At 41.5% G+C, this 21,124-nt stretch carries 17 protein-coding genes, 1 tRNA gene and 1 pseudogene; 12 read left to right on the plus strand and 7 right to left on the minus strand.

Translation table 11 applies throughout. The features are described from left to right. Positions 1-492 precede the first annotated feature (492 nt). Positions 493-1,218: a nitroreductase family protein gene (locus EHV08_RS08015; RefSeq protein WP_126678812.1), complete on the plus strand. Its 726-nt coding sequence runs from the start codon at positions 493-495 to the stop codon at positions 1,216-1,218. 253 nt (positions 1,219-1,471) lie between these two features. On the opposite strand, the gene aspA is transcribed toward EHV08_RS08015, so the two are convergent. From aspA to EHV08_RS08040, 5 genes are all read right to left on the minus strand, one after another. Beyond that, complete coding sequence (aspA, locus tag EHV08_RS08020) at positions 1,472-2,890, minus strand: aspartate ammonia-lyase (protein ID WP_126678813.1); 1,419 nt, start codon at positions 2,888-2,890, stop codon at positions 1,472-1,474. 253 nt (positions 2,891-3,143) lie between these two features. Beyond that, a complete protein-coding gene (locus tag EHV08_RS08025; protein WP_126678814.1) occupies positions 3,144-3,782 on the minus strand; it encodes a hypothetical protein in 639 nt (212 codons plus the stop codon). Positions 3,783-3,806: 24 nt separating this feature from the next. After that, a complete protein-coding gene (locus tag EHV08_RS08030; RefSeq protein WP_126678815.1) occupies positions 3,807-4,592 on the minus strand; it encodes an Omp28 family outer membrane lipoprotein in 786 nt (261 codons plus the stop codon). A gap of 47 nt (positions 4,593-4,639) precedes the next feature. Continuing rightward, complete coding sequence (locus EHV08_RS08035) at positions 4,640-6,298, minus strand: DUF6029 family protein (RefSeq protein WP_126678816.1); 1,659 nt, start codon at positions 6,296-6,298, stop codon at positions 4,640-4,642. Positions 6,299-6,346: 48 nt separating this feature from the next. Next, entirely contained in the window at positions 6,347-6,832 is a 486-nt protein-coding gene (locus tag EHV08_RS08040) for a TlpA family protein disulfide reductase (RefSeq protein ID WP_126678817.1), read from the minus strand. A 307-nt stretch (positions 6,833-7,139) separates the two neighbouring features. Between EHV08_RS08040 and EHV08_RS08045 the strand changes: the two genes are divergently transcribed. The 8 genes and pseudogenes from EHV08_RS08045 (at position 7,140) to EHV08_RS08080 (ending at position 14,181) form a co-directional block, all read left to right on the plus strand. Next, the gene (locus EHV08_RS08045; RefSeq protein WP_158676069.1) at positions 7,140-7,826 is read left to right on the plus strand and encodes a DUF4840 domain-containing protein; all 687 of its coding nucleotides are present in this window, start codon (positions 7,140-7,142) and stop codon (positions 7,824-7,826) included. Between the two features lie 164 nt (positions 7,827-7,990). Beyond that, positions 7,991-8,064, plus strand: a tRNA-Ile gene (locus EHV08_RS08050). A gap of 474 nt (positions 8,065-8,538) precedes the next feature. After that, positions 8,539-9,177 (plus strand): hypothetical protein, encoded by a 639-nt coding sequence (locus tag EHV08_RS08055; RefSeq protein WP_126678819.1) that lies wholly within the window; start codon positions 8,539-8,541, stop codon positions 9,175-9,177. A 3-nt stretch (positions 9,178-9,180) separates the two neighbouring features. Further along, positions 9,181-10,257 carry a helix-turn-helix domain-containing protein gene (locus EHV08_RS08060; protein ID WP_126678820.1) on the plus strand — a complete coding sequence of 359 codons (1,077 nt, stop codon included), beginning with the start codon at positions 9,181-9,183 and terminating at the stop codon, positions 10,255-10,257. A gap of 6 nt (positions 10,258-10,263) precedes the next feature. After that, positions 10,264-11,040 (plus strand): hypothetical protein, encoded by a 777-nt coding sequence (locus tag EHV08_RS08065; protein WP_126678821.1) that lies wholly within the window; start codon positions 10,264-10,266, stop codon positions 11,038-11,040. Between the two features lie 12 nt (positions 11,041-11,052). Beyond that, positions 11,053-11,916 (plus strand): bstEII, encoded by an 864-nt coding sequence (locus tag EHV08_RS08070; RefSeq protein ID WP_126678822.1) that lies wholly within the window; start codon positions 11,053-11,055, stop codon positions 11,914-11,916. Positions 11,917-11,926: 10 nt separating this feature from the next. After that, positions 11,927-13,156: a site-specific DNA-methyltransferase gene (locus EHV08_RS08075; protein WP_126678823.1), complete on the plus strand. Its 1,230-nt coding sequence runs from the start codon at positions 11,927-11,929 to the stop codon at positions 13,154-13,156. Between the two features lie 109 nt (positions 13,157-13,265). Then, a pseudogene (locus tag EHV08_RS08080) lies at positions 13,266-14,181 on the plus strand (IS982 family transposase). A gap of 59 nt (positions 14,182-14,240) precedes the next feature. Here the strand turns inward: EHV08_RS08080 and EHV08_RS08085 are convergent. Beyond that, positions 14,241-15,608 (minus strand): ATP-binding protein, encoded by a 1,368-nt coding sequence (locus EHV08_RS08085; RefSeq protein WP_126678824.1) that lies wholly within the window; start codon positions 15,606-15,608, stop codon positions 14,241-14,243. Positions 15,609-15,837: 229 nt separating this feature from the next. Further along, on the minus strand, positions 15,838-17,145 hold the full coding sequence (locus EHV08_RS08090; RefSeq protein WP_126678825.1) for a M16 family metallopeptidase: 1,308 nt from the start codon (positions 17,143-17,145) through the stop codon (positions 15,838-15,840). Between the two features lie 83 nt (positions 17,146-17,228). Between EHV08_RS08090 and EHV08_RS08095 the strand changes: the two genes are divergently transcribed. From EHV08_RS08095 to EHV08_RS08105, 3 genes are read left to right on the plus strand one after another with little or no spacing between them, the layout of a single operon-like run. Beyond that, a complete protein-coding gene (locus EHV08_RS08095) occupies positions 17,229-18,446 on the plus strand; it encodes an FprA family A-type flavoprotein (RefSeq protein WP_126678826.1) in 1,218 nt (405 codons plus the stop codon). A 14-nt stretch (positions 18,447-18,460) separates the two neighbouring features. After that, a complete protein-coding gene (gene ruvB / locus EHV08_RS08100) occupies positions 18,461-19,495 on the plus strand; it encodes a Holliday junction branch migration DNA helicase RuvB (RefSeq protein ID WP_126678827.1) in 1,035 nt (344 codons plus the stop codon). A 49-nt stretch (positions 19,496-19,544) separates the two neighbouring features. Then, positions 19,545-21,122 (plus strand): S41 family peptidase, encoded by a 1,578-nt coding sequence (locus EHV08_RS08105; RefSeq protein ID WP_126678828.1) that lies wholly within the window; start codon positions 19,545-19,547, stop codon positions 21,120-21,122. Positions 21,123-21,124: the final 2 nt, after the last annotated feature.

The following is a 21,124-nucleotide window of genomic DNA, read 5'->3' on the forward strand; positions in this document are numbered from 1 at the left end:
TCTTTCGGCTGATTCTTATCCGCAATTTCGGGATGGGCAGAAAACTCATCTGTGCTGCACTCTAATTCATAGTCGAGCATTTCCCGAATGGACTCCAAGCGTTCGAAGCAATCCTCGAAAAAGTTCTGCCCCCCACTGTTGTTCCTGTGAAACTTTTCCCGTTTCTTTTTCTTTATGTTCTTCAGTCATTGCTTTGCCATTTCTTTTTGCAAAGTTAAGTAAAATTGTCCATAAGCGACTTGCTCTAATCGGACAAAAAGTTGCTCTAATCGGACATTTTCCTTCAAAAGCGTAAAAATGCCGGATCTTTTTTGTTCAGTATAATGGAAAAATAGAGTATGATAGAAATTTTTTGAATCGGTGCTTATCCTGAACCTATGTAATTATATATTTATAACATAGAGAGTCGTTATGAATTAATAAAAAAACAATATCTTTGTATCGGTTATTTACCGGAAAAGATTAATAATAAAATCAAATAATAGAAAAATAATGTCATTACAAGAGATTTTGGAGCACAGGCGCGCCGTAAGACAATATGATGCGGCGAAACCGCTCGACGATGATAAGGTGAAAGAGTGCATACGACTTGCCACGTTGGCTCCCACGAGTTCTAACATGCAACTCTGGGAGTGCTTTCATGTCACCAATCCGGAAGTGCTGAAGCAGTTGGCCACGGCATGCCTGGGTCAGGGTTCGGCAAGAACGGCACGTCAGATAGTGGTATTCGTAACACGACAAGACAGATGGAAGAGCCATGCCGAGGCCGTACTGAAAGCAAATATAGAGGAAATAAACCTTAACAGTCCGGAGGAACGGAAGGCTCACCGCATCGCAATGCAGGAGGATTACTATGCCAAGTTGATGCCCTATAACTATAAACGACTGTTCGGACTATTCGGATTCTACCGCAAGATTCTCATTCAGCTGAAAGGCTTGAAGCGTCCCGTTAAGCGTCAGATTTCAGAGACAGATATGAGAGTTGTTGTTCATAAGAGTTGTGCACTTGCAGCGCAGACCTTCATGCTGGCCATGAGTGAACAGGGATACGACACCTGTCCGCTTGAAGGCTTCGACAGTTTGCGGGTAAAGAAAGTCCTCAGACTGCCATACGACTGTGGTATCAACATGGTAATAACCTGCGGAGTGCGTGCCAAAGGCGGGGTAAGAGGCGACCGTTACCGCCTGCCGCTATCGGAGTTCTACCATAAAGTGTGACGATGAGCAACAAAAAGAAAACATTTTAGAAAGTAATTTCGCCTGTTTTGCAAACCAAATTCGCCCAATTTGGAAACCAAAACGGGCGAAATTGCTTTTCAAATTCGCCCAATTTGCATCGGTATAATTCATATTACAGATTCTGTTTTGGTTTAATCAACGCTTTCTCTTGTTTGACGAAAGTGTAAAAACTGCCACTAAAAAACCACCCTATGTTTCTTTGTTAATAAGGAACATAGGGTGGTGGTTATTTTTAGTTTACCTTCTTGTGAACCTCAAGCATTGCTTTCGGGTCTAGCATCTCGTCGAGTTGTTCCTTTGTGAGGAGTTTCTTTTCGAGTGCCACCTGTTCAAGACTCTTTCCGGTCTCGAGTGCTTCCTTAGCAATCTTGGTGCTGTTCTTATATCCGATGTATGGGTTAAGGGCGGTAACGATACCGATTGAGTTCTTCACCATGTCGAGGTTATGTTTCTCGTTAACGGTGATGCCCTTGATACACTTCTCGCGAAGAGTGTCCATTGCTTTTTCGAGCCATGTCATGCTCTCGAACAGACATTCGGTAATTACCGGTTCCATAACGTTGAGTTGCAACTGTCCGGCCTCTGCAGCGAAGCAAACGGTAGTGTCGTTACCGATAACCTTGAAGCATACCTGATTCATCAGTTCGGGGATTACAGGGTTCACCTTGCCCGGCATTATTGACGAACCCGGAGCCATCGGTGGGAGGTTTATTTCATGGAGACCGCAACGAGGACCGGAAGCCATGAGACGCAGGTCGTTGCACATCTTCGACAGTTTCACTGCCAGACGCTTCAGCGCAGCAGAATAACTTACGAATGCTCCGGTGTCCGGTGTTGCTGCTATCATGTCTGATGCTTTCTCGAACTTCTCGCCGGTGAGTTCGCTCAGGCGTTGTGTGCAGATGTCGTCGTAGCCCGGTGCAGCATTGAGGCCGGTACCGATTGCTGTGGCACCCATGTTGATTTTGTTGAGCAGTATTACGTTGCGCTCAATGTTTTCAATCTCTTCCTGCAAGGTGTTGGCGTAGGCGTTGAACTCCTGTCCGGAAGTCATTGGCACTGCATCCTGCAACTGTGTGCGACCCATCTTCACTGCGTCTTTGAACTCTTCTGCCTTTACACGTATTGCAGCGATTAGGTTCTCAAGACTCTTCACCAAACTCTTGTTCATGCGGATTACGGCATAGTGTATGGCTGTGGGGTAAGCGTCGTTTGTTGACTGTCCGCAGTTTACGTGGTCGTTAGGAGAGCAATGCTGATAGTCGCCTCTCTCATAACCCATGATGTCTAAGGCGAGGTTAGCAAGCACCTCATTGGCGTTCATGTTCACCGAAGTACCTGCACCGCCCTGCATCATATCTACAGGGAAGTTCTCCCAATGCTTGCCGGCGATTATTTCATCGGCAGCGCGGCAGATGGCATCTGCTATTTTCGGGTCGAGTTCGCCTACTTCTGCGTTTGCCATTGCTGCGGCTTTCTTCACGTAAGCGATAGAGATGACAAACTCGGGATAGTCCATCATCTTGCTGTTAGAGATTTGATAATTGTTGATTGCACGCTGAGTCTGCACGCCATAATAAGCATTGGCGGGAACTTGAAGTTCGCCCAGCAAGTCAGATTCTACTCTGAAATTCTTTGAATCGTTTGCCATGATTGGTTATTAGTTAAATTACGGCACATCAATGATGCCCATAGTATTAATAAAGTTACGATGCAAAGTTAAGCAATAAAACATGACTCGCATAGAAAAAGCAGGACATTTCCTGCAACTTAACAATGTTTAACTGTAAGTGCGGATAATATGGAGTTCGGGAGTTAATGGCTTATCAGGGTTATTAAACACTTTAAGCGAGAAACCATTTTCAAATGGTCTCCCGCTTAAAGTGTTTAATAGGGATGGCTAATTAATAATTTATTGATTTCAATGTATTGCCATTAGAGAGTTTAATGATGTTCACGCCCTTGGTATTGGCGTCCACTCTCTGTCCGTTGGCATTGTAGCGTGCCACTACTTCCACGTTGCGGTCTGCATCGGCATTGTCGATACTTGCAGATTTACCGTTCACATAGTTTACGGTAACTTTACTTCCCTGATGTTCTGTCAAGCCTTTTACTCTTACTATCTGGTAGGTAACTATGCAAGTTTGGCCTTCCTTTGCATCTTCAGGAAGTATCCATTCTGTGGCGAGACTTAGTGATTCGCCGGGTTGAAGTATAACTGAAGATGTTGTATATTCTCCCACAGTAGTCTGTCTCCAGCATGATCCAAAACATGTCTGAACAGTACCACCATCAATTCTTGTGATATTCCACTTTACATAAACTGTTTGCTCTTCTGTTGAGGTGTTTATGACAGATATGTCGGCATTAATCATCGATTCGTCGAAGCCGTCAGAAACAACATCGTTTCGTGTGACAGTGCTACCGTCTTCAAGCACATTACCTTCCTTGTCTGTGAATTGTAAAATGTTATCCACCCCTTGTGCGAAAGAAAATGTTGTTCCCGCAACAAGCATTAAGAATAAAGTAAAAATCTTTTTCATATTGTTATTTCTTTTTTATTGTTATTATTTTATTGGTTTGCACTCAACTTGTTGTACGCCATTGTCATTATATACAAATGCTACTATTGAGACATTGTCGGCAACCCATTTCTCATCTAAAGTCAATGTATATTGGTTTGTCTTTGTCTCGTCTTTGTTTATCGCAAAATCGTCACCCCACAATCCGTTTACCGTTGCACGGAAAACATGGTTGTGAACATAGTTAGGATTGTTTGTGCCATCTGGCATCAACTGCATGGCTGTGATATTGTTTTCTATCACCCATACCTGCAGTTTTCCTGTTGTGGCATCTGTGATACCAACTGTTTTTATGTCTATTTTTACAGACTTTGTTGCTTCATCGTAAGTATTGCTTATCTCAATATTTATCGGAGCGGTCTGAGATATGGCTTCTCTTACAGCCTTAGGCCAATCGGTAATGTTCAACTTGCCACCTTGACGGTTGATAAGTCCTATTGGCGGTGCCTCAATGCCCCAGTGCTCGTAATACTTCTGTCCGGTTTCGGTGAAAAGTCCTATTTTGCTACTTGAGCCCTTATATGCGAGTGGTCCTGCATGTATTCCCACGGCAATGATATTCTCCTTGCCGTATTCTTTTTGCATGCTTTCTATCGTTTCAACGGCCTTTGGACAGTTGATGCATTTCTGTCCTGTGAAATCTTCGATAAGAACCTTTTTGCGCACCTCGACTTTGTCTATCGTCGTCAGACGGTCGTTCTCGTCAATCTCGCTGCACGATGCCAAAGTCATCGCTACACCTATTAATATATATACAAATCTCTTTATCATTGTTATGTTCTTTTATCCTCCACGTTGATGGAGGTTATGACATTTGTTTAGAAATTATAGTTATATGACACTGTGAATCCTTTAGACTCCGGAACATATCGGCAAACTCCGCCTGAACAGTTGTAGCCTGCACGGGTGCGTCCCCAACCCAACTGTACGCGATGTGAACCACGGTTATATGTAACGAATGTCTGATAATAGTGAGACTTTGTAGAGCCGCTGTTATACATGTCTGACAGTGTGATCATCCAGTTTGGCGCAATAGACAGTTCGAGCAATCCGAATAGCCAGTCGCCCTCATCGTACTTGGTTGAGAGGTATTGTGCCTCGGCACGCAATGACATCTTAGGGCTGAATGTGAACAAACCGTCGGCGATGAAAATGTCTGAGTGTATCATGCCACCTTTTCCTTCAACAACTGTCTTGTTGTAGAATTGGTTCATATACATCGCAGTGAGTTTGAATCCCTTGGTGATGCGCTTTTCTATCTGTACGTTCAAGTCCTGATAGTAGGTCTGGTCGCCCCATTTCCAGAAACTTGAGCCGTATCCGTCTGAACCTTTCGTGAATGTGCCGTTGAGCAGATGTGGGTTGCGGTCGATGCCATGAACGTGAGAGAAGTTCACTTTCATGCTTGTGCCATATCGTCCGCCGAATGTGGTGTGACGCTTAAACTTATATCCGAACTGTGCCTGGTATGCCCATTCGCCTGCCGGGTTGGTGGCGTATGGGTAAATGGCCGGTAGGGCATAGGTGTGACTTTCGGTGAATGCCGGCAGGTGGTTGAGGAACGACGAAGTTCCTGTCATGCTGCGACGGCTGCGGAATGCAAAATTGTCAGAACGCTTTGCCTGCAACAGAAGACTCATTCCTTTTTGGGAATAGGATGTGGAAAGCATTGCCACATATCCTTTTCTGTATGTATATCCGTTGTCGAACGATGGGTCTTGTGTCTTGCCGGCATATTCTGCCAGTACGTTGAATCCGCCCTTTTGGAAGTTCACACGGAAATCGTAGGCGTTGACATAGTCGGGGAAATTGAGTTTGTGGGTTGCATCTACAAATACCTCCTCGTAGCCGGCAGACTCGTGTTTGTTTATCCACGATGCACCGAGTGTCACGTATGTGCCGCTCTCCTGCATTGCCTTAGACCATTCATTGAGATTCAATTCCATGTCGGCACCTGTCATCCAAGCCTTGTTCAACGACCAGTAGCGGCGTTGCTTGCCGGTGACAGCCTTTATCTGAATACCGTTGAACGGTTTCACTACCAATCGTGCACCAAACAACGAGTTATCAATGCCGAGCGAACGCTCTTCGTAAGTGCGCAGAATGAATCCCGAGCCGAACTGTTCGTAGTAGTGTCCGAGTGTTAGTTCGGCATTCTTTATTTTACCTTTTACGTAGAAGAAAGGCACGCCCCAGCCTTTGAAGTCTTTTTCGAAGCCGGGAAGCGGGTGGTCAAGGTAAGAGAAACGCAGACCTGCATCAACGTATTTGTTCATCACGTTTGCCTCTACGTATGTGTTAGTGCGGAAGTCCTCGTTGGAGCCATCATCCTGCTTGCTTGTAGTAGGGATGAGCATGTCGCTCTGCACACTTCCACTCAAGGTTACTTTCTTGCCGTCGTCGGCACTCTGTGCCCAAACACCGGACGCAGAGGAAGCCAAACAACAGGCTAAGAATAATGTCTTGTATTGTTTCATTGGTATTGTGAACGTATTCTTGTTAAATTAGTTGTTATCCAAAAGATGTTATTTTACCATTTCGCGAACTTTCTCTATCAGTTCGGTCTCTGCACCATCGGTATATCCGTTGTGCTTGTAAGCAATGTTGCCGTTGCCGTCAACAATAAGTGTGAAAGGAATTGTCTGAATACCGAGTGCACGGCTGAAATCGCGGTTCGGGTCGAGCAATACCTCGTAAGGCCATCCGTTAGAATCTACCAATGGCTTCACCTTATTTACATTCTGAGCCTCGTCTATTGAAACGGCAATAAGTTTCACGCCGGTTTCCTCTACCCAGTCTTCATATACCTCGTTGATTGCCTTCAGTTCGCGGTTGCAGGGTTTGCACCATGTGGCAAAAAAACTTATGATTATCGGCTTGCCTTGATTATTAATAGTGTCGGTGCGAACCTCTTTTCCGTTCATACTCTTGAGATTAACTTTCGGCAGTTGTGCCTTTGCTGCTGTGCCAAACAATATAGTCAGCATCAATGCGATAATGTAACGTTTCATTGTAGTTAATAATTATTTTTGTCAGAATTTATTATAGTTAGTCAAAGAACCGATTAATGGTTTTAATATAGTATTCAATACTTTTATCACCTACAAATCAGTAAAGGTAAATCCAAGTTCGTTTGCAAATTTAATTTTTTCTTTTGTAACAGCAAAAAAAAAGGCTAAAAAAATCACATTAAGACGTATGTTTTATGATTTTTCATGTCGGAATGAAAATTTGAATACCTTATATAATTATTAAGAACATGCACAATAATATCATATAATAAAGCGTTATTTAAGTAATTCCAAATTTTATATGAATATGAAAAATATCAGTTTGCTGAGAGTGATGGTGGCGATGATTGTGACATTGGCATTCTCGTCTTGTCTCAATAATGAATACCACGTTGAGAAAAAACTTACAGAAAAACAGAAAGAGGATTTCGGAAATACGATAAAGGGTGAATATAAAGGTAAATACATTATTTATTATACCGATGCGGAGTCTGGTTTCACGACTGATGAAAACGGCAAGGTGACTAAGACCGGGAAAGATGTGAGAATAGAAAATGCCATGATGTCTGTCGGCGATTACGATTTAAAGACGATAGCGATGCATAAATTCCCAGTAAGCATATTTTCGAACATCGTGGATGCTGATGCCGACCTAAGCAAGGCTCTCGCATCATTGCAGGACATGGATCTCTCTGCCAAGTATCATATCACTTACGATACCAACTACACAGACATTTTATTCTACATACAGCCCAATGTGTTATATCTTACCTTGAATTACCGTGGAGCAGACCATCACATACGAATTGAACTCAATAACAGCAACCGTGTATATTGTTTCAGTCCAAAAGACCTTGAAAAACAATATGCCTTTAAGTCTGCAAACGATATAGTAATGAATGTAGTGGCAATATACGACGGGGCAAAACTCGTGCAGAAATTTGACATTTGGGAGGGCAATGGAATGTATGTGACGTTCGATATTGAAAAATGAAACGACTGCTTGAAACTAACCATGAGGCCATATAATCGTCCCATATTATTGAACTTAGTAAGGACAAAAAACAAAAAACAAAAATAAAATTCGCGTTTTATTTGCAAATTACGTGAAAAACACTTACCTTTGCACCCACATTACAGCCCTATGCTGTTTTTGCCGGACTTGTAGCTCAGTTGGTTAGAGCAACAGACTCATAATCTGGAGGTCCCTGGTTCAAGCCCAGGCTGGTCCACTCTAAAAATCAAGCACTTACAATCAGTTCGTAGGTGCTTTTTCTTTTATTGGTGACCTTCAGGTGACCTTTTTGAAGCGAAACTCAGCAAGAGTGACCTTTTGAAATTTCATGGGATTGCAGAGAATTTTTATGGATTTTTATCTTACTACCAGACTTATTTTGAAAAAACATAGTGCATGTTTTAGCAAGACAATACTTTCAACATCATAAAAACGGATAATTCACCTAACAATAAAAGATGAATATGGTTTTCTTTTTTCGTTAGTACAACAATTCATCTACTGGCAGCTTAAAGAATATATTTAGTCCGTATGCCATATATATTGCGTAGAAGCAAACCCTTTTTTGCCTTTTGTCTATAAGTCCGAAATACAAATACATAAAATTTTAATATTTTTATGCGCATTTATTTGAAAATATTATGCGGATTATGATGTTTTTTGTATCTTTGCACTCAAAATAAATTGAGTTATGACAAGAAATAACATTTCACAGTTGAGAAATCGGTCGTTATTTCTCTTTTCAGATGAGGAAATGAATCCCCGTCAAGATGCCAATAGGGACGAAGTATCGAAAGCATTTACCCCGTTAGCTAATAATCTTATTGCTAAAATACTTGAAGCAGGCGATTGTTACTTACAGTATGCAGATGAACATGCTGTCGCCCGTCGTGAAAACACATTTTGCGCAAGTAATATGCATGGATTAATAATTGAATATTTATCACAAGTAGAAGGCATTCGGATAGTTCAAATCAGCAAAGGCAACTCTATTTTAGAGATAGGAAGTTATAAAGTATGGATAAAAAAACTTGATACAAAAGGAATGCCATGGGTGAATATTACGAAATCTTCTACCAAGAGAATATACCAAAAGGCAGAAGGTGAAGACACAATGCCAATGCTAATTCTTGGATATCAATTAGATGAAATTGAGAGAATTTCACATGTTTACATATTATACTTGGAAGGGCACCAACATCTTTGGGCACCTATAGATCTTGGTGATATTGCAGCCTCTAACCAAGTCTTAATTACACCAAATTCTTCTAATGATGAACCAATAGTAACAGTGAAGCAAAAAAAACAAAAAGGCAAGAAGGTCATATAAAATATGATTAACGGAAAAAGTATAAAAATTGCACGAGAAAGTCGTGGTATTTCCCAAAGTAAGTTATCCGAATTATTGGGAGTTACCCAAGCTACTCTTTCGAGATTCGAAAAGGGTGTACTAACAGTTGCCCCAGAATTTGTCTCCAAAATAGCTCAGGCACTTAACTATCCGGCATCGTTTTTTGAAAAGGACATTCGTATTGCAGGCGAAACCAGTCTCTTTTATAGGAAAAGAGCGTCAATGACGGTAAAAGATCTTTCTATTCTTGAAAGCAAAATTAGTATTTTGAGCAAAAGTATAGACGAAATGTTGGAGTCAATAAATATTCCTGATTTGAGAATCCCCTCTGTTGAGCCTACAGCAGAAAATAGTCCACAAGAAATAGCTTATAAGATTAGGAATTATTTAGGCGTCCCAGCAGGGCCAATTGATAATATAGTTTCATTACTTGAAAAGAATGGTGTTATCGTAATGTTCTTGGACGTTGATGATATGGAAAAGTTTGATGGCCTAACAATGTTCACAACCAATCAGGCTCCTGTGATTTGGATAAATAGTAACATCTCCAATGATAGAAAACGGTTTAGCATTGCCCATGAATTAGGTCATCTTGTTATGCATCTACGTTCGGAGGACCTTGAGAAACCAGAAAAACAAAAAGAAATCGAAGCAAATGAATTTGCAGGAGAGTTTTTAATGCCAGAAAGCCAATGCAAAGAAGATTTCTTTAATCTGAAATACAAAGATTTAGGAATGAAGAAATATTACTGGAAGGTTTCGAAAGCTGCGATTATATATAGAGCTAAAGAACTAAAATGTATTTCAGATCAAACATCAAAATACCTATATGTAACTCTTGGACGTTATGGAGAAAGAAAAAATGAGTCAGTTCAAGTTCCAATAGATAGTCCTAAGATTGTAAATAGAATGTTAGAATTACACATTTCTGAACTCAACTACTCAATGGATGAACTATCAGACATAGTTGGGTTAATGCCTGATGAGATTAATTCAGAACTGTTAAGTGAAAACAATTCTGTATCAATAAAACCACATAAAATAATGCTTAATTTTTAAAATGACATGAATTCAAAAACAAGATATTATGCCGATGCATATGGCCCTGACACAAAGGCTTTAGCTGAATGTATTCGTAAAGCATTTGAACTTGCTGATTCTGATGATGAAGTGGAACGTGTAGTTTTATATAGTTATACTAAAAACAACTTCATGCAAGTTGATAAAATATTTGGTGCAGATAATGTGACACAAATGTTTTCTTGTCCTATGAAGTTTAATGAATGTACAAAACCTATAAAATGTGCAACAGAAATTACATATAAAAAAGAATGCGAGTATAGAAATACCCCAAAAGATGTCGTGATATGCTGCCATATGGATTCTAAGGCGGTCTTTAAAGTAGATGATTATATGACAGCCAAATACATTATTGCTCTTTCATGGACTATGGAAGGATTAAAAAAATGGAAGACAAGATGGTATGCTAAGAACGTGTTAGAATCGAAAACTGATAAAAGTTCTAAATGTGAGATAAATCCAATCTTACAAATTGCTCTTCGTGAAATGGATAATCGTATGTTTAATTCAAAGAATTTAATTCACTCAGATGACGAAGAAACATGTAAGACTTATATTCGTACTATTCATAAGTATCTCCCTGAAGTAATGCCTTCAGACATTGAAGATATTTTAGTAACAGAACTAGGATGGGAAAATCGCAATTCATCTGAAGTAGGTGAATTGTTGCAACGATTGAAAAATGGCAGAACTTTTAAAGGGGGCCAGAAAACTTATTTAAAAGAATATTACAATCATTGGAAGCAAGAATTGAATAACTGATATATTAGCAAAATGAAATTGTTTGAAGATTATAAAAATGACGCACCAAATCAAATTACCATGGCAAATGGTGCGTTTTATCCTGATATTTTGGCGCAAGCATGTGAACTATATAAGCCGGTGTTAGTATATTTTGGTCAACTCCTTAAAGTTTCTCCTTCTTCAGAAATGCTTCTGAAAGAGATAACAAAGCTAACCCAAACTTGGATGAGAATACAATTACTGCGTGTATTCAGAAAATACGTTTCCCCAGACACTTCTGTCGAAATGCTTAAATCAAAGAATAAAATTCCGATGGTTTGCGCGACATTTGGGAAAGACTTTAGACCAATCAATGTTGTACAGAAGAAATTCAATGAAAGGCCGCTGCCAGACGAAGCGTTATGTGCTGTGCTTTGGGAATATAAAGACAGAGGACAAAAAGGATATTCACTGACAGAAACTTTTTTCGACATGTTTCAGTCAAAATTCCCGAATTACACTATAGAGGGTCCTAAAAGAGCAGGAGCGGATGTTCAGTTGAAAAGTGTTTTTCCAGATTATCCCAACCCTACAAGACCTGTTGATTTTGTTATTAGAGATAATAACAAAAATGTCTTAGCTATTGGTTTAGCCAGATATGATAGTGACCGAGGCGGTGCACAAGAAGATGACCGAACTGGTGGCTATAATAATTGTGCTAAAGAGATTTTGGCATATACATCCACAAAAAAACTTAAAACAAAAGTTATATTTCTGAATGATGGGCCAGGGTTATTACTTGGTTCAATGTGGGATGATTATTCAAAACTGGAAAAAATAAACTCTGATAGAATAATGGTTCTGACTCTTCGCATGCTTGATGAGCGGTTGACAGAAAAATGGTTGAAATCTTAATTCTTTAGAAATGGCAGTAGGCGTAACATCAAACACATGCTCAACGGTATCATCCATATCGCTTGTTCCACAAGACAAAATTCGTTTTAGATGTACAACTGATTATAGTGGAGATTTCATCAAAAGGCTATATCATGCAGATAATTTAGACGTACTAAATTGTCTTATTAAAGATGAAAGAGTATGCGGTAAGATAGACTTGATATATATAGACCCTCCATACAATACAGGTGGTGCCTTTGAAACGAGAGAACAGAAACACGCATATAACGATAATTTTACCACCGAAGGATATACTAAATTTATGGAAGTCAGGCTTGGCCTGATGCACAAATTATTATCTCCTTCAGGTTCTATTTATGTTCATTTAGACAGTAATATGGTCTTCCATATAAAAATCTTGATGGACTCGATTTTTGGTGAGAAGAACTTTAGGGGGATGATAACTCGCAAGAAATGTAAGTCAAAGAATTTTACAAGAACAACTTACGGGAATATATCTGACTATATACTCTTCTACACAAAATCGGATTCCGCAAAATGGAATAGACCCTATGAGCAGTGGGATGACGAGAAAATTCTTAAAGAATATCCATTCATAGAAGAAGGAACAGGCCGACGTTACAAAAGAGTTCCATGCCATGCGCCTGGCACACGTAATGGTGCAACGGGTGGATCTTGGCGTGGAATGATGCCTCCAGAGGGAAAGCATTGGCAATATACACCAGACAAACTTGATGAGATGGATGCTAAAGGTGAAATTTATTGGTCTTCAAATGGCAATCCCAGAAGAAAAGTTTATTTGGATCAAAGTAAAGGAATAGCTGTACAGGACATTTGGCTAGATTTCCTAGATGTGAATAATCAAAATACTCATTTGACAGGTTATCCTACAGAGAAAAATATTGATATGTTGAAGCGAATTATCAATTCCTCTTCAAATCCAGGAGATATTGTACTTGATTGCTTTGCTGGATCAGGCACAACCTTAGTAGCTGCCGAAGAACTTGGCAGACAATGGATAGGTGTTGATATTGGAGAAGAAGCAATAAAAATTATTCAAAATCGATTTGTGAATGGGACTAAACCTCTTGGAGATTATGTTTCACAGCGAAAGAATAAGAAGGACATCATATCACAATCTCTTTTTGATGGTCTAGATTCCGATAATGGTGATAGCACATTAGATAATAATATTACTAAATGTAATATTCAATATCAGATGTTTGAAGAACTTTAATATTTGTTACGCGAGTTCGGGTTAAGAAAGTCTCTATAAAAGTTGGTAATCTCGTTAGTTTTTTGTAACTTTATAGTTGTAAATCAAAAACTTACAAAATAACTAAGCGATGATTACCAAGGACAAAATTATAGAAATTTTCTGTATTATTGATGAGTTTGACAAGAATTTGAATGTTGAACTGAGTAAAAACCTATGTTTACCTTCCTATAATAGCAATGGAAAACGTTTTAGGAATCGTAAGGGAAGGCTTTCCGAGAGTGAAATCATGACCATCCTTGTATGCTATCACTTCGGTACATATCGTAATTTCAAGGAGTATTACCGGAACTGTATCCGTGGGTGGCTCAGGCATGAATTCCCTGCTGCCGTCTCCTATAATCGTTTTGTGGAACTCATGCCCCGTGTGTTCTTTAAGATGATGTTGTTCATGAAACTCTATGCCTTCGGCAAATGTACAGGTATAACGTTCGTTGACAGTACGATGATTCCGGTATGTCACAATGTAAGACGATACTTTAACAAGGTCTTTGCAGGGTTCGCCAAGAGTGGAAAGGGTACCATGGGTTGGTGTCATGGATTCAAACTGCATCTGCTTTGCAATGATTCTGGTGAAGTGATAACATTCTGTCTTACAGGAGCAAACGTAGATGACAGGGATAGCAGAGTGTGGACGGTATTTGCTAAGGTTCTCTATGGAAAGGTTTTTGCTGACAGAGGATACATCAAACAGGAACTCTTCGAGAATCTGTTCAGTCAAGGTATTCAACTTGTGCATGGACTTAAAGCAAGAATGAAGAATAAACTTATGCCTATGTGGGACAAGATCATGCTGAGAAAAAGGTACATCATCGAGTGCATTAACGAACTGCTCAAGAACAAAGTTAACCTTGTACACTCAAGACACCGTTCCATACATAACTTTATCATGAACTTATGTTCTGCCCTTACGGCATATTGCTTTTTTTGAGAATAAGCCGGAGGCACTGCCTAAATCAAGGCAGTTGGAACTCTTTTCATGCTAAAATTATCCCGAACTCGCGTATTGTAATAGTGTTTTTTCATTCATGAGTTTACAAGTATATCAGATAACGTCCAATTCTGGCAGTATTACTGGTTTGTCGCTATGTTTATTATTAAGAAACATACAATAATAGATAGGAAGGTAGGTTACACCTTTCTTCTTGAATATTTCCCGTTCATTAGAGAAAACAACTGCCCGATTTATTTCGTAATCTGCTGTTTCGAGGAAATTGGTGAGCGCACTATGCTCAGTATAGTTCTTTCCTGATTTTATTTCCAAGGGAAGAACTGTCAAATTATCATGATCATCTACAAGAAAATCAACTTCACCCTTTTTCTTGTTGTCATAATAATGTAGTTTGAAACCATGTGCAACAAGTTCCTGCGCAACAACGGACTCATACACTGTACCAAGATTGATACTCTTGATGTCTTGTAATACCGCATTAACGTTCAATTCATATAGGAGATTGGTCAGCAACCCTACATCGTTAAGGTATAACTTCACCAACTTTTTTTGATCCGATTCTGCAAGTGGAAAACGAGGATTACTGATGGCAGACACTTCTAAAGCCACACCTGAATTGGTCAGGTATTCAAATTCATCCGCATAATCAGAGAATGTTTTTCCTTTCTTATCTTCAATATTCTTATATACAATGCGTTTTTTCTTGTTTTCCAAATTGCTTGGGATTAGGTCGTATATCTTGCGAATCTTCAGTTTATGTTCTTCGTCATATTGTGAGGCATCAATGCGATAGAGATTGTGTATATCCCGATGAGTCTGTCTGACACGAACCATATTCCTATCTGCCAGATAATTATTTATGGCTTCGGGCAATCCACCTACAAGCAAATAATACTGGAAACGTTTAAGCAAAATGTTATGTGTACTCTCATCCAAGGCTTGTTCGTGAATGAAGTGTTCCCGTATGTTATCTATCCACTCTTTACCTATACCTGTGGCCCAGAGAAATTCCTCAAAGTCGAGAGGATACATCTGTTCTATGGTAACGCTGCCAAGTGGAACCGATGGCGTTTCCGATAAGGCAATGCCTAATTGTGACCCGCTTGCGATGAACCGGTAGCGTGATTCCTGATTGAGAAATTTTAGCATTGTCATCAAATGTGGATAACTTTGAATTTCGTCCAAGAACACCAATGTATTGGATTTATTACCTAAAGGTTTTGAGTAATAATTGCTCAAACGCATATAGAGATCATTGCTTGAATGCACATCAGCAAAAACCTGATCTCCTTCCACGTCTTCCCTTAAGTTTATTTCAACGAAATGCGAGAAAAGTTTCTGTCCTACATAACGTATAAGATAAGACTTACCTATCTGTCGCGCACCATTAACGAGCAGAATCTTATTAGGCTCTTCCATTAGGAAGTGTTCTAGAAATTGTGTGAATTTACGTTCAAGCATAATTCTTTTGTTTAATTCCGATACAAAGTTACAATATTTCCCTTGTTTAACAAAGAAAAACCACTTCTTCTGTATTATTGAGTGTGTTTTTAATAACTTATTCTGTTTTTTATAGATATCAATAAGTCAACTTATTCCTTTTTTTAGGTTTTAAATAAATGCACTTATTCCTTTTTAAAGTTTATAATCTGGCGTAATCTCGCAAAAAAGTTGAGATTGTGCCGAGGTTTTATTTGTATATAAGAGTTGTCATTTTCTCGGGAGCGAATATTTCGGAGGCAACCTGCCGGATATCTTCGGCCGAAACGTTATCTATGTATTGGAAAGTGAGGTCAAGATTGCGTTCGCTGCCGTAGTGCAAGAAACTTTTTCCGAAACTCAAAGCGAAGTTCTCACGATTGTCTGAAGCGACTCCGAGTTGTCCTTTCAACTGACGCTTTGCGGCTGCAAGTTGTGCAGAGGAGAGCGGTTTGGTGATGAAGCGGTCAAGTTCTCGCCTGACGATGCCAAGACATTTCTTGACATCCGCAGGGTCGCAGCCGAAGTATGTGCACCACATTCCGGTGTCGCCGTATGCCACCATCGAACTATCCACCGTGTAAACAAGACCGCGACGCTCTCTTAGTGCAATGTTCAGGCGGGTGTTCATGCCCGGCCCTCCTATTATATTGTTCATCAGATAAAGTGCCCATCGACGTGGGTCGGTTGCATTATATGTCTTGTTGCCTATCATCACATGAGCCTGATGAGTGTTACGACAAATCGTGAAAGTGCCTGAGGATAAGGCCTCTGTTTCTCCTGAGCGACACGTGTTGTTATTCTCTGTAATGGAGTTGTGGTCATCACGACCGTCATGTCGTTTCAAACTTTCGTCAGTGTTATTGTCCGAATGAGATTCAGGCGTTCTGTTTTTTTGTGGGTTTGGTATGAGTTTGTGCGATTTAAAGGCTTTCGGTAGTTTTTCTCCGCCGTATATAAATAACACAGCGTTGTCGGGTCTGTAATGCTTGCGGGTGAAACGTAGCGCATCATCAGACGTAAATCGGCGCACCTGTTCTGCCGTACCAAGAATGTTATGTCCAAGCGGATGACCACCGAAAAGAATGTTCTCGAACTCGTCATATATTAATTCTGCCGGCGAATCGTTATAACTCTCTATCTCGTCGCAGATTACCTCCACTTCTTTTTCTATTTCCGTTTGTGGGTATGTGCTGTGGAACACGATGTCGGTAAGCAAGTCTATGGCCTTTGGCATGTGTTCGCGCAACACTGCAGCATAATACACAGTGTCTTCCTTGTTAGTGAAAGCGTTGATGTCGCCGCCCACGCACTCCAGTTCCTTTATTATTTTTAGCGAGTTGCGACGCTCCGTTCCTTTGAAAGTTACGTGTTCACAGAAATGCGCCAGCCCTTCTTCTCCTTTTTCTTCATCGCGTGAGCCTACTGCAATCTGATAGCCACAATAAACCACTTTTGACGCTGATGGCAGGTGTATTATACGTAGCCCGTTGTCTAATGTATATGTATTATACTCCATTATGGGCACAAAAGTAGTTCTTTTTTTTCATAAGAACTATTTTTTTTGTAATTTTGTAGGCAGATATATAAAACAAATACATAATGAAAGAAATTAAAAGCAAAATTTACTATGTCGGTGTTAACGACCGTGTAAAGTCTCTTTTCGAGGGTTTGTGGCCGTTGCCGGAGGGCGTGAGTTATAACTCTTACCTTATCGACGACGATAAAGTATGCCTTATAGATTCCGTAGAGGTTGACTTTTTTACTCAATTCATAGAAAATATACGCGAAGTTTTGGGCGACCGTAAGATAGATTATCTTGTGATAAACCACATGGAGCCCGATCACAGCGGTTCGATAGCATTGATAAAAAAATACTATCCTGATGTGAAAGTCATTGGCAACAAGAAGACTTTCGGTATGCTTTCAGGGTTCTATGGCTTGCAAGACGATAACGACATTGAGGTTAACAATGGCGACACCATAGACCTTGACACATATCAGTTGAAGTTTGTGTTCACACCAATGGTTCACTGGCCGGAGACAATGGTAACCTTATGCACACCCCAATCTTCAACCCCCAGCCCTCAACCTTCAACCCTGTTCAGTGGTGATGCTTTCGGTTGCTTCGGTGCTTTGAACGGAGGTATCATTGACTCGGAGATTAACTGCGATACATGTTGGCTCGAAATGGTGCGTTATTACAGCAATATCGTTGGTAAATATGGTGTTCCGGTGCAGGGAGCGTTGAAAAAACTCGCAGGCATCGACATCGACTACATCTGCTCTACGCATGGGCCTGTGTGGCATGAGCATATCGACCGTGTTGTGGCTGAGTACGACCGCATGAGCCGATACGAAACCCAAGAGGGAATTGTGATTTGCTACGGAACGATGTATGGTAACACCGAGCGCATGGCAGAGCATATTGCCGCCGCCGCATCGAAAACAGGAATCAAGAACATCGTGATGTATAACGTATCCAAGACACACCATTCGTACATCATTCGCGACGTGTTCCGCTACAAGGGGCTAATCGTGGGTGCTCCCACATACAATACGGCGTTGTATCATGAAATGGAAGTGCTACTGTCAGAACTTGCAGGTAAAGACATAAAGAATCACTACTTAGGCTGGTTCGGCTCGCATGGTTGGGCATCGAAAGCCGTTGGCAAGATACAGGAATGGAATGACAATGCACTGAAATTCGAGCCGGTGGGCACGCCGGTTGACATGAAACAGGCCATGACTCCGGAGGTAAAGGCAAATTGCGAAGCGTTAGGAAAGGCTATGGCCGAACGGCTTATTGCTGATAGATAACTTTGCAATACCAGATGGACGAAACATTTGACATCAGACAACAGGAACTGCCGAACGTAGAGAAAGAGTTCGAGAACGCACTAAGACCGCTGAATTTTTCGGATTTCAGCGGTCAGAAAACACTTGTGGAGAACCTTGAGGTGTTCGTAGAGGCTGCGAAATATCGTGGTGATCCGCTCGACCACACTCTTCTTCATGGTCCTCCGGGACTTGGCAAGACTACTCTTTCAAACATTATTGCCAACGAACTGGGTGTGGGTTTCAAGATAACAAGCGGTCCGGTGCTCGACCGTCCGGGTGACCTTGCAGGCATACTCACTTCGCTCGAACCACGCGATGTGCTCTTCATCGACGAGATACACCGCCTGTCGCCCATGGTAGAAGAATACCTCTATTCGGCTATGGAAGACTATCGCATTGACATCATGATAGACAAAGGGCCTTCGGCACGTTCCATACAGATAGACCTTAATCCGTTCACACTCGTAGGAGCCACCACGCGCAGCGGAATGTTGACAGCACCAATGCGCGCACGCTTCGGTATCAACATGCACCTTGAATATTACGAGCCGGAAACACTGATGAGAATATTGAAGCGTAGCGCGTCAATACTGAATGTCCCGATAAGCGATGAGGCAGCCATTGAGATAGCAAGGCGTTCACGCGGTACGCCTCGAATAGCCAACGCGTTGCTCCGCAGGGTGCGCGATTTTGCACAAGTGAAAGGCACAGGGCGTATTGATACGCAGATTACGCGCATCGCACTCACCGCACTGAACATCGACCAATACGGTCTTGACGAGATAGACAACAAGATACTGCTCACGATAATAGACAAGTTCCGAGGCGGTCCGGTAGGATTGTCAACCATTGCCACCGCCATAGGGGAAGACACCGGTACGATAGAGGAGGTCTATGAACCATTCCTCATTATGGAAGGTTTCATAAAACGAACACCGCGAGGACGTATGGCAACCGAATTGGCATACCGTCACTACGGCAGAAACATACACGGCAGTAACATCACTCAGCCCGATTTGTTCGGGTAGAGTGTTGTTGATAAAGAATATAAGAATAAACGAAAGATTGGTAATAAGAATGTTTAAAAGACAGGGTTTCGTGTTGATGCTGATGCTGATAAGCATTGCTGCGCAGGCACAATTAAAGATAAACTTCTCCGGAGACAGGCCGGTGAACAAGTTAAAAATGGCAGAAGCGGCCATTTTAAATCTCTATGTGGATACCGTGAACGAGAGTGCATTGGTAGAGAGTGCTATACGCGGAATGTTGAAAGAACTCGACCCACACAGCACATACGCCACGGCAGCAGAGGTGAAAGCCATGAACGAACCGCTGCAAGGCAACTTTGAAGGCATCGGAGTGCAATTCAACATCATTGAAGATACTTTGCTCGTAATGCAACCGGTAGTGAACGGTCCGTCTGAAAAAGTGGGAATTATGGCCGGCGACCGCATAGTGAGCGTGAACGATACCACCATTGCCGGTGTGAAGATGTCGCGTACTGACATAATGAAACGCCTGCGAGGCCCCAAGGGTACAACGGTAAGGTTGGGAATAATACGTCGCGGAGTGAACGGAGTTCTATCATTCAGTGTGAAGCGCGACAAAATACCATTGCATACAATCAACGCAGCCTACATGATTCGCCCCGGAGTGGGTTACATCAGAATAGAAAGTTTCGGAGCAACGACATATCGCGAGTTCGTTGAGAAAGCGCGGATGCTGGAAAAACAAGGCATGCGCGACATGATTCTTGACCTGCAAGACAACGGCGGAGGCTATTTTCAGGCTGCGGTGGACATTGCCGATGAGTTTCTGAGTAAAGGTGACCTGATTGTCTATACCGAAGGACGTGCGGTGAGAAGAATGGAGTATAACGCACACGGAGGTGGTATAATGGCATCGGGAAAGGTGGTGGTGTTGGTTAACGAACTGACGGCATCGGCCGCCGAGATAGTATCGGGAGCGATACAGGATCAAGACAGAGGCGTGATAGTGGGTCGCCGTACCTTTGCTAAAGGACTCGTTCAGCGTCCGGTGGACTTCAGCGACGGTTCTATGATACGTCTCACCGTGGCTCATTATTACACGCCGGCAGGTCGCTGCATACAGAAACCTTACCGCAAGGGAGAGCCGGAAGAATATGCTCTTGACTTTGAAAAGAGACTGAAACATGGCGAACTGACCAATCGCGACAGCATTCATTTCAACGACTCGCTGCGTTATTACACTCTGCGCGAACACCGCACCGTATATGGTGGAGGAGGCATAATGCCGGATGTGTTCGTGCCGCTCGATACGTTGCAATATTCCAATTATTACCGCAAATTGGCAGCAAAGAACATTATTATAAATGCATCGTTGAAGTATATCGACAACGAACGCAAGTCGTTGAAGCGTAAGTATGACACTTTCGATCAGTTTGAAAAATCGTTCGAAGTGTCTCAACAGATGATTGACGGCATCGTGGCCGAAGGAGAGAAGCAGGGGGTGAAACCGAAAGATGATGACGAACTGAAACGAACACTAAAAGTTCTGCGCATACAACTGAAGGGTCTTGTGGCTCGCGACCTGTGGGACATGAACGAGTATTTCCGAATTGTCAACGAGAACAGCGACATTATTAAAGAGGGATTGAAAACGTTGGGACTCTGAAA

Origin of the sequence: Prevotella koreensis (genome assembly GCF_003977605.1) — a bacterium.
Taxonomy (GTDB): domain Bacteria; phylum Bacteroidota; class Bacteroidia; order Bacteroidales; family Bacteroidaceae; genus Prevotella; species Prevotella koreensis.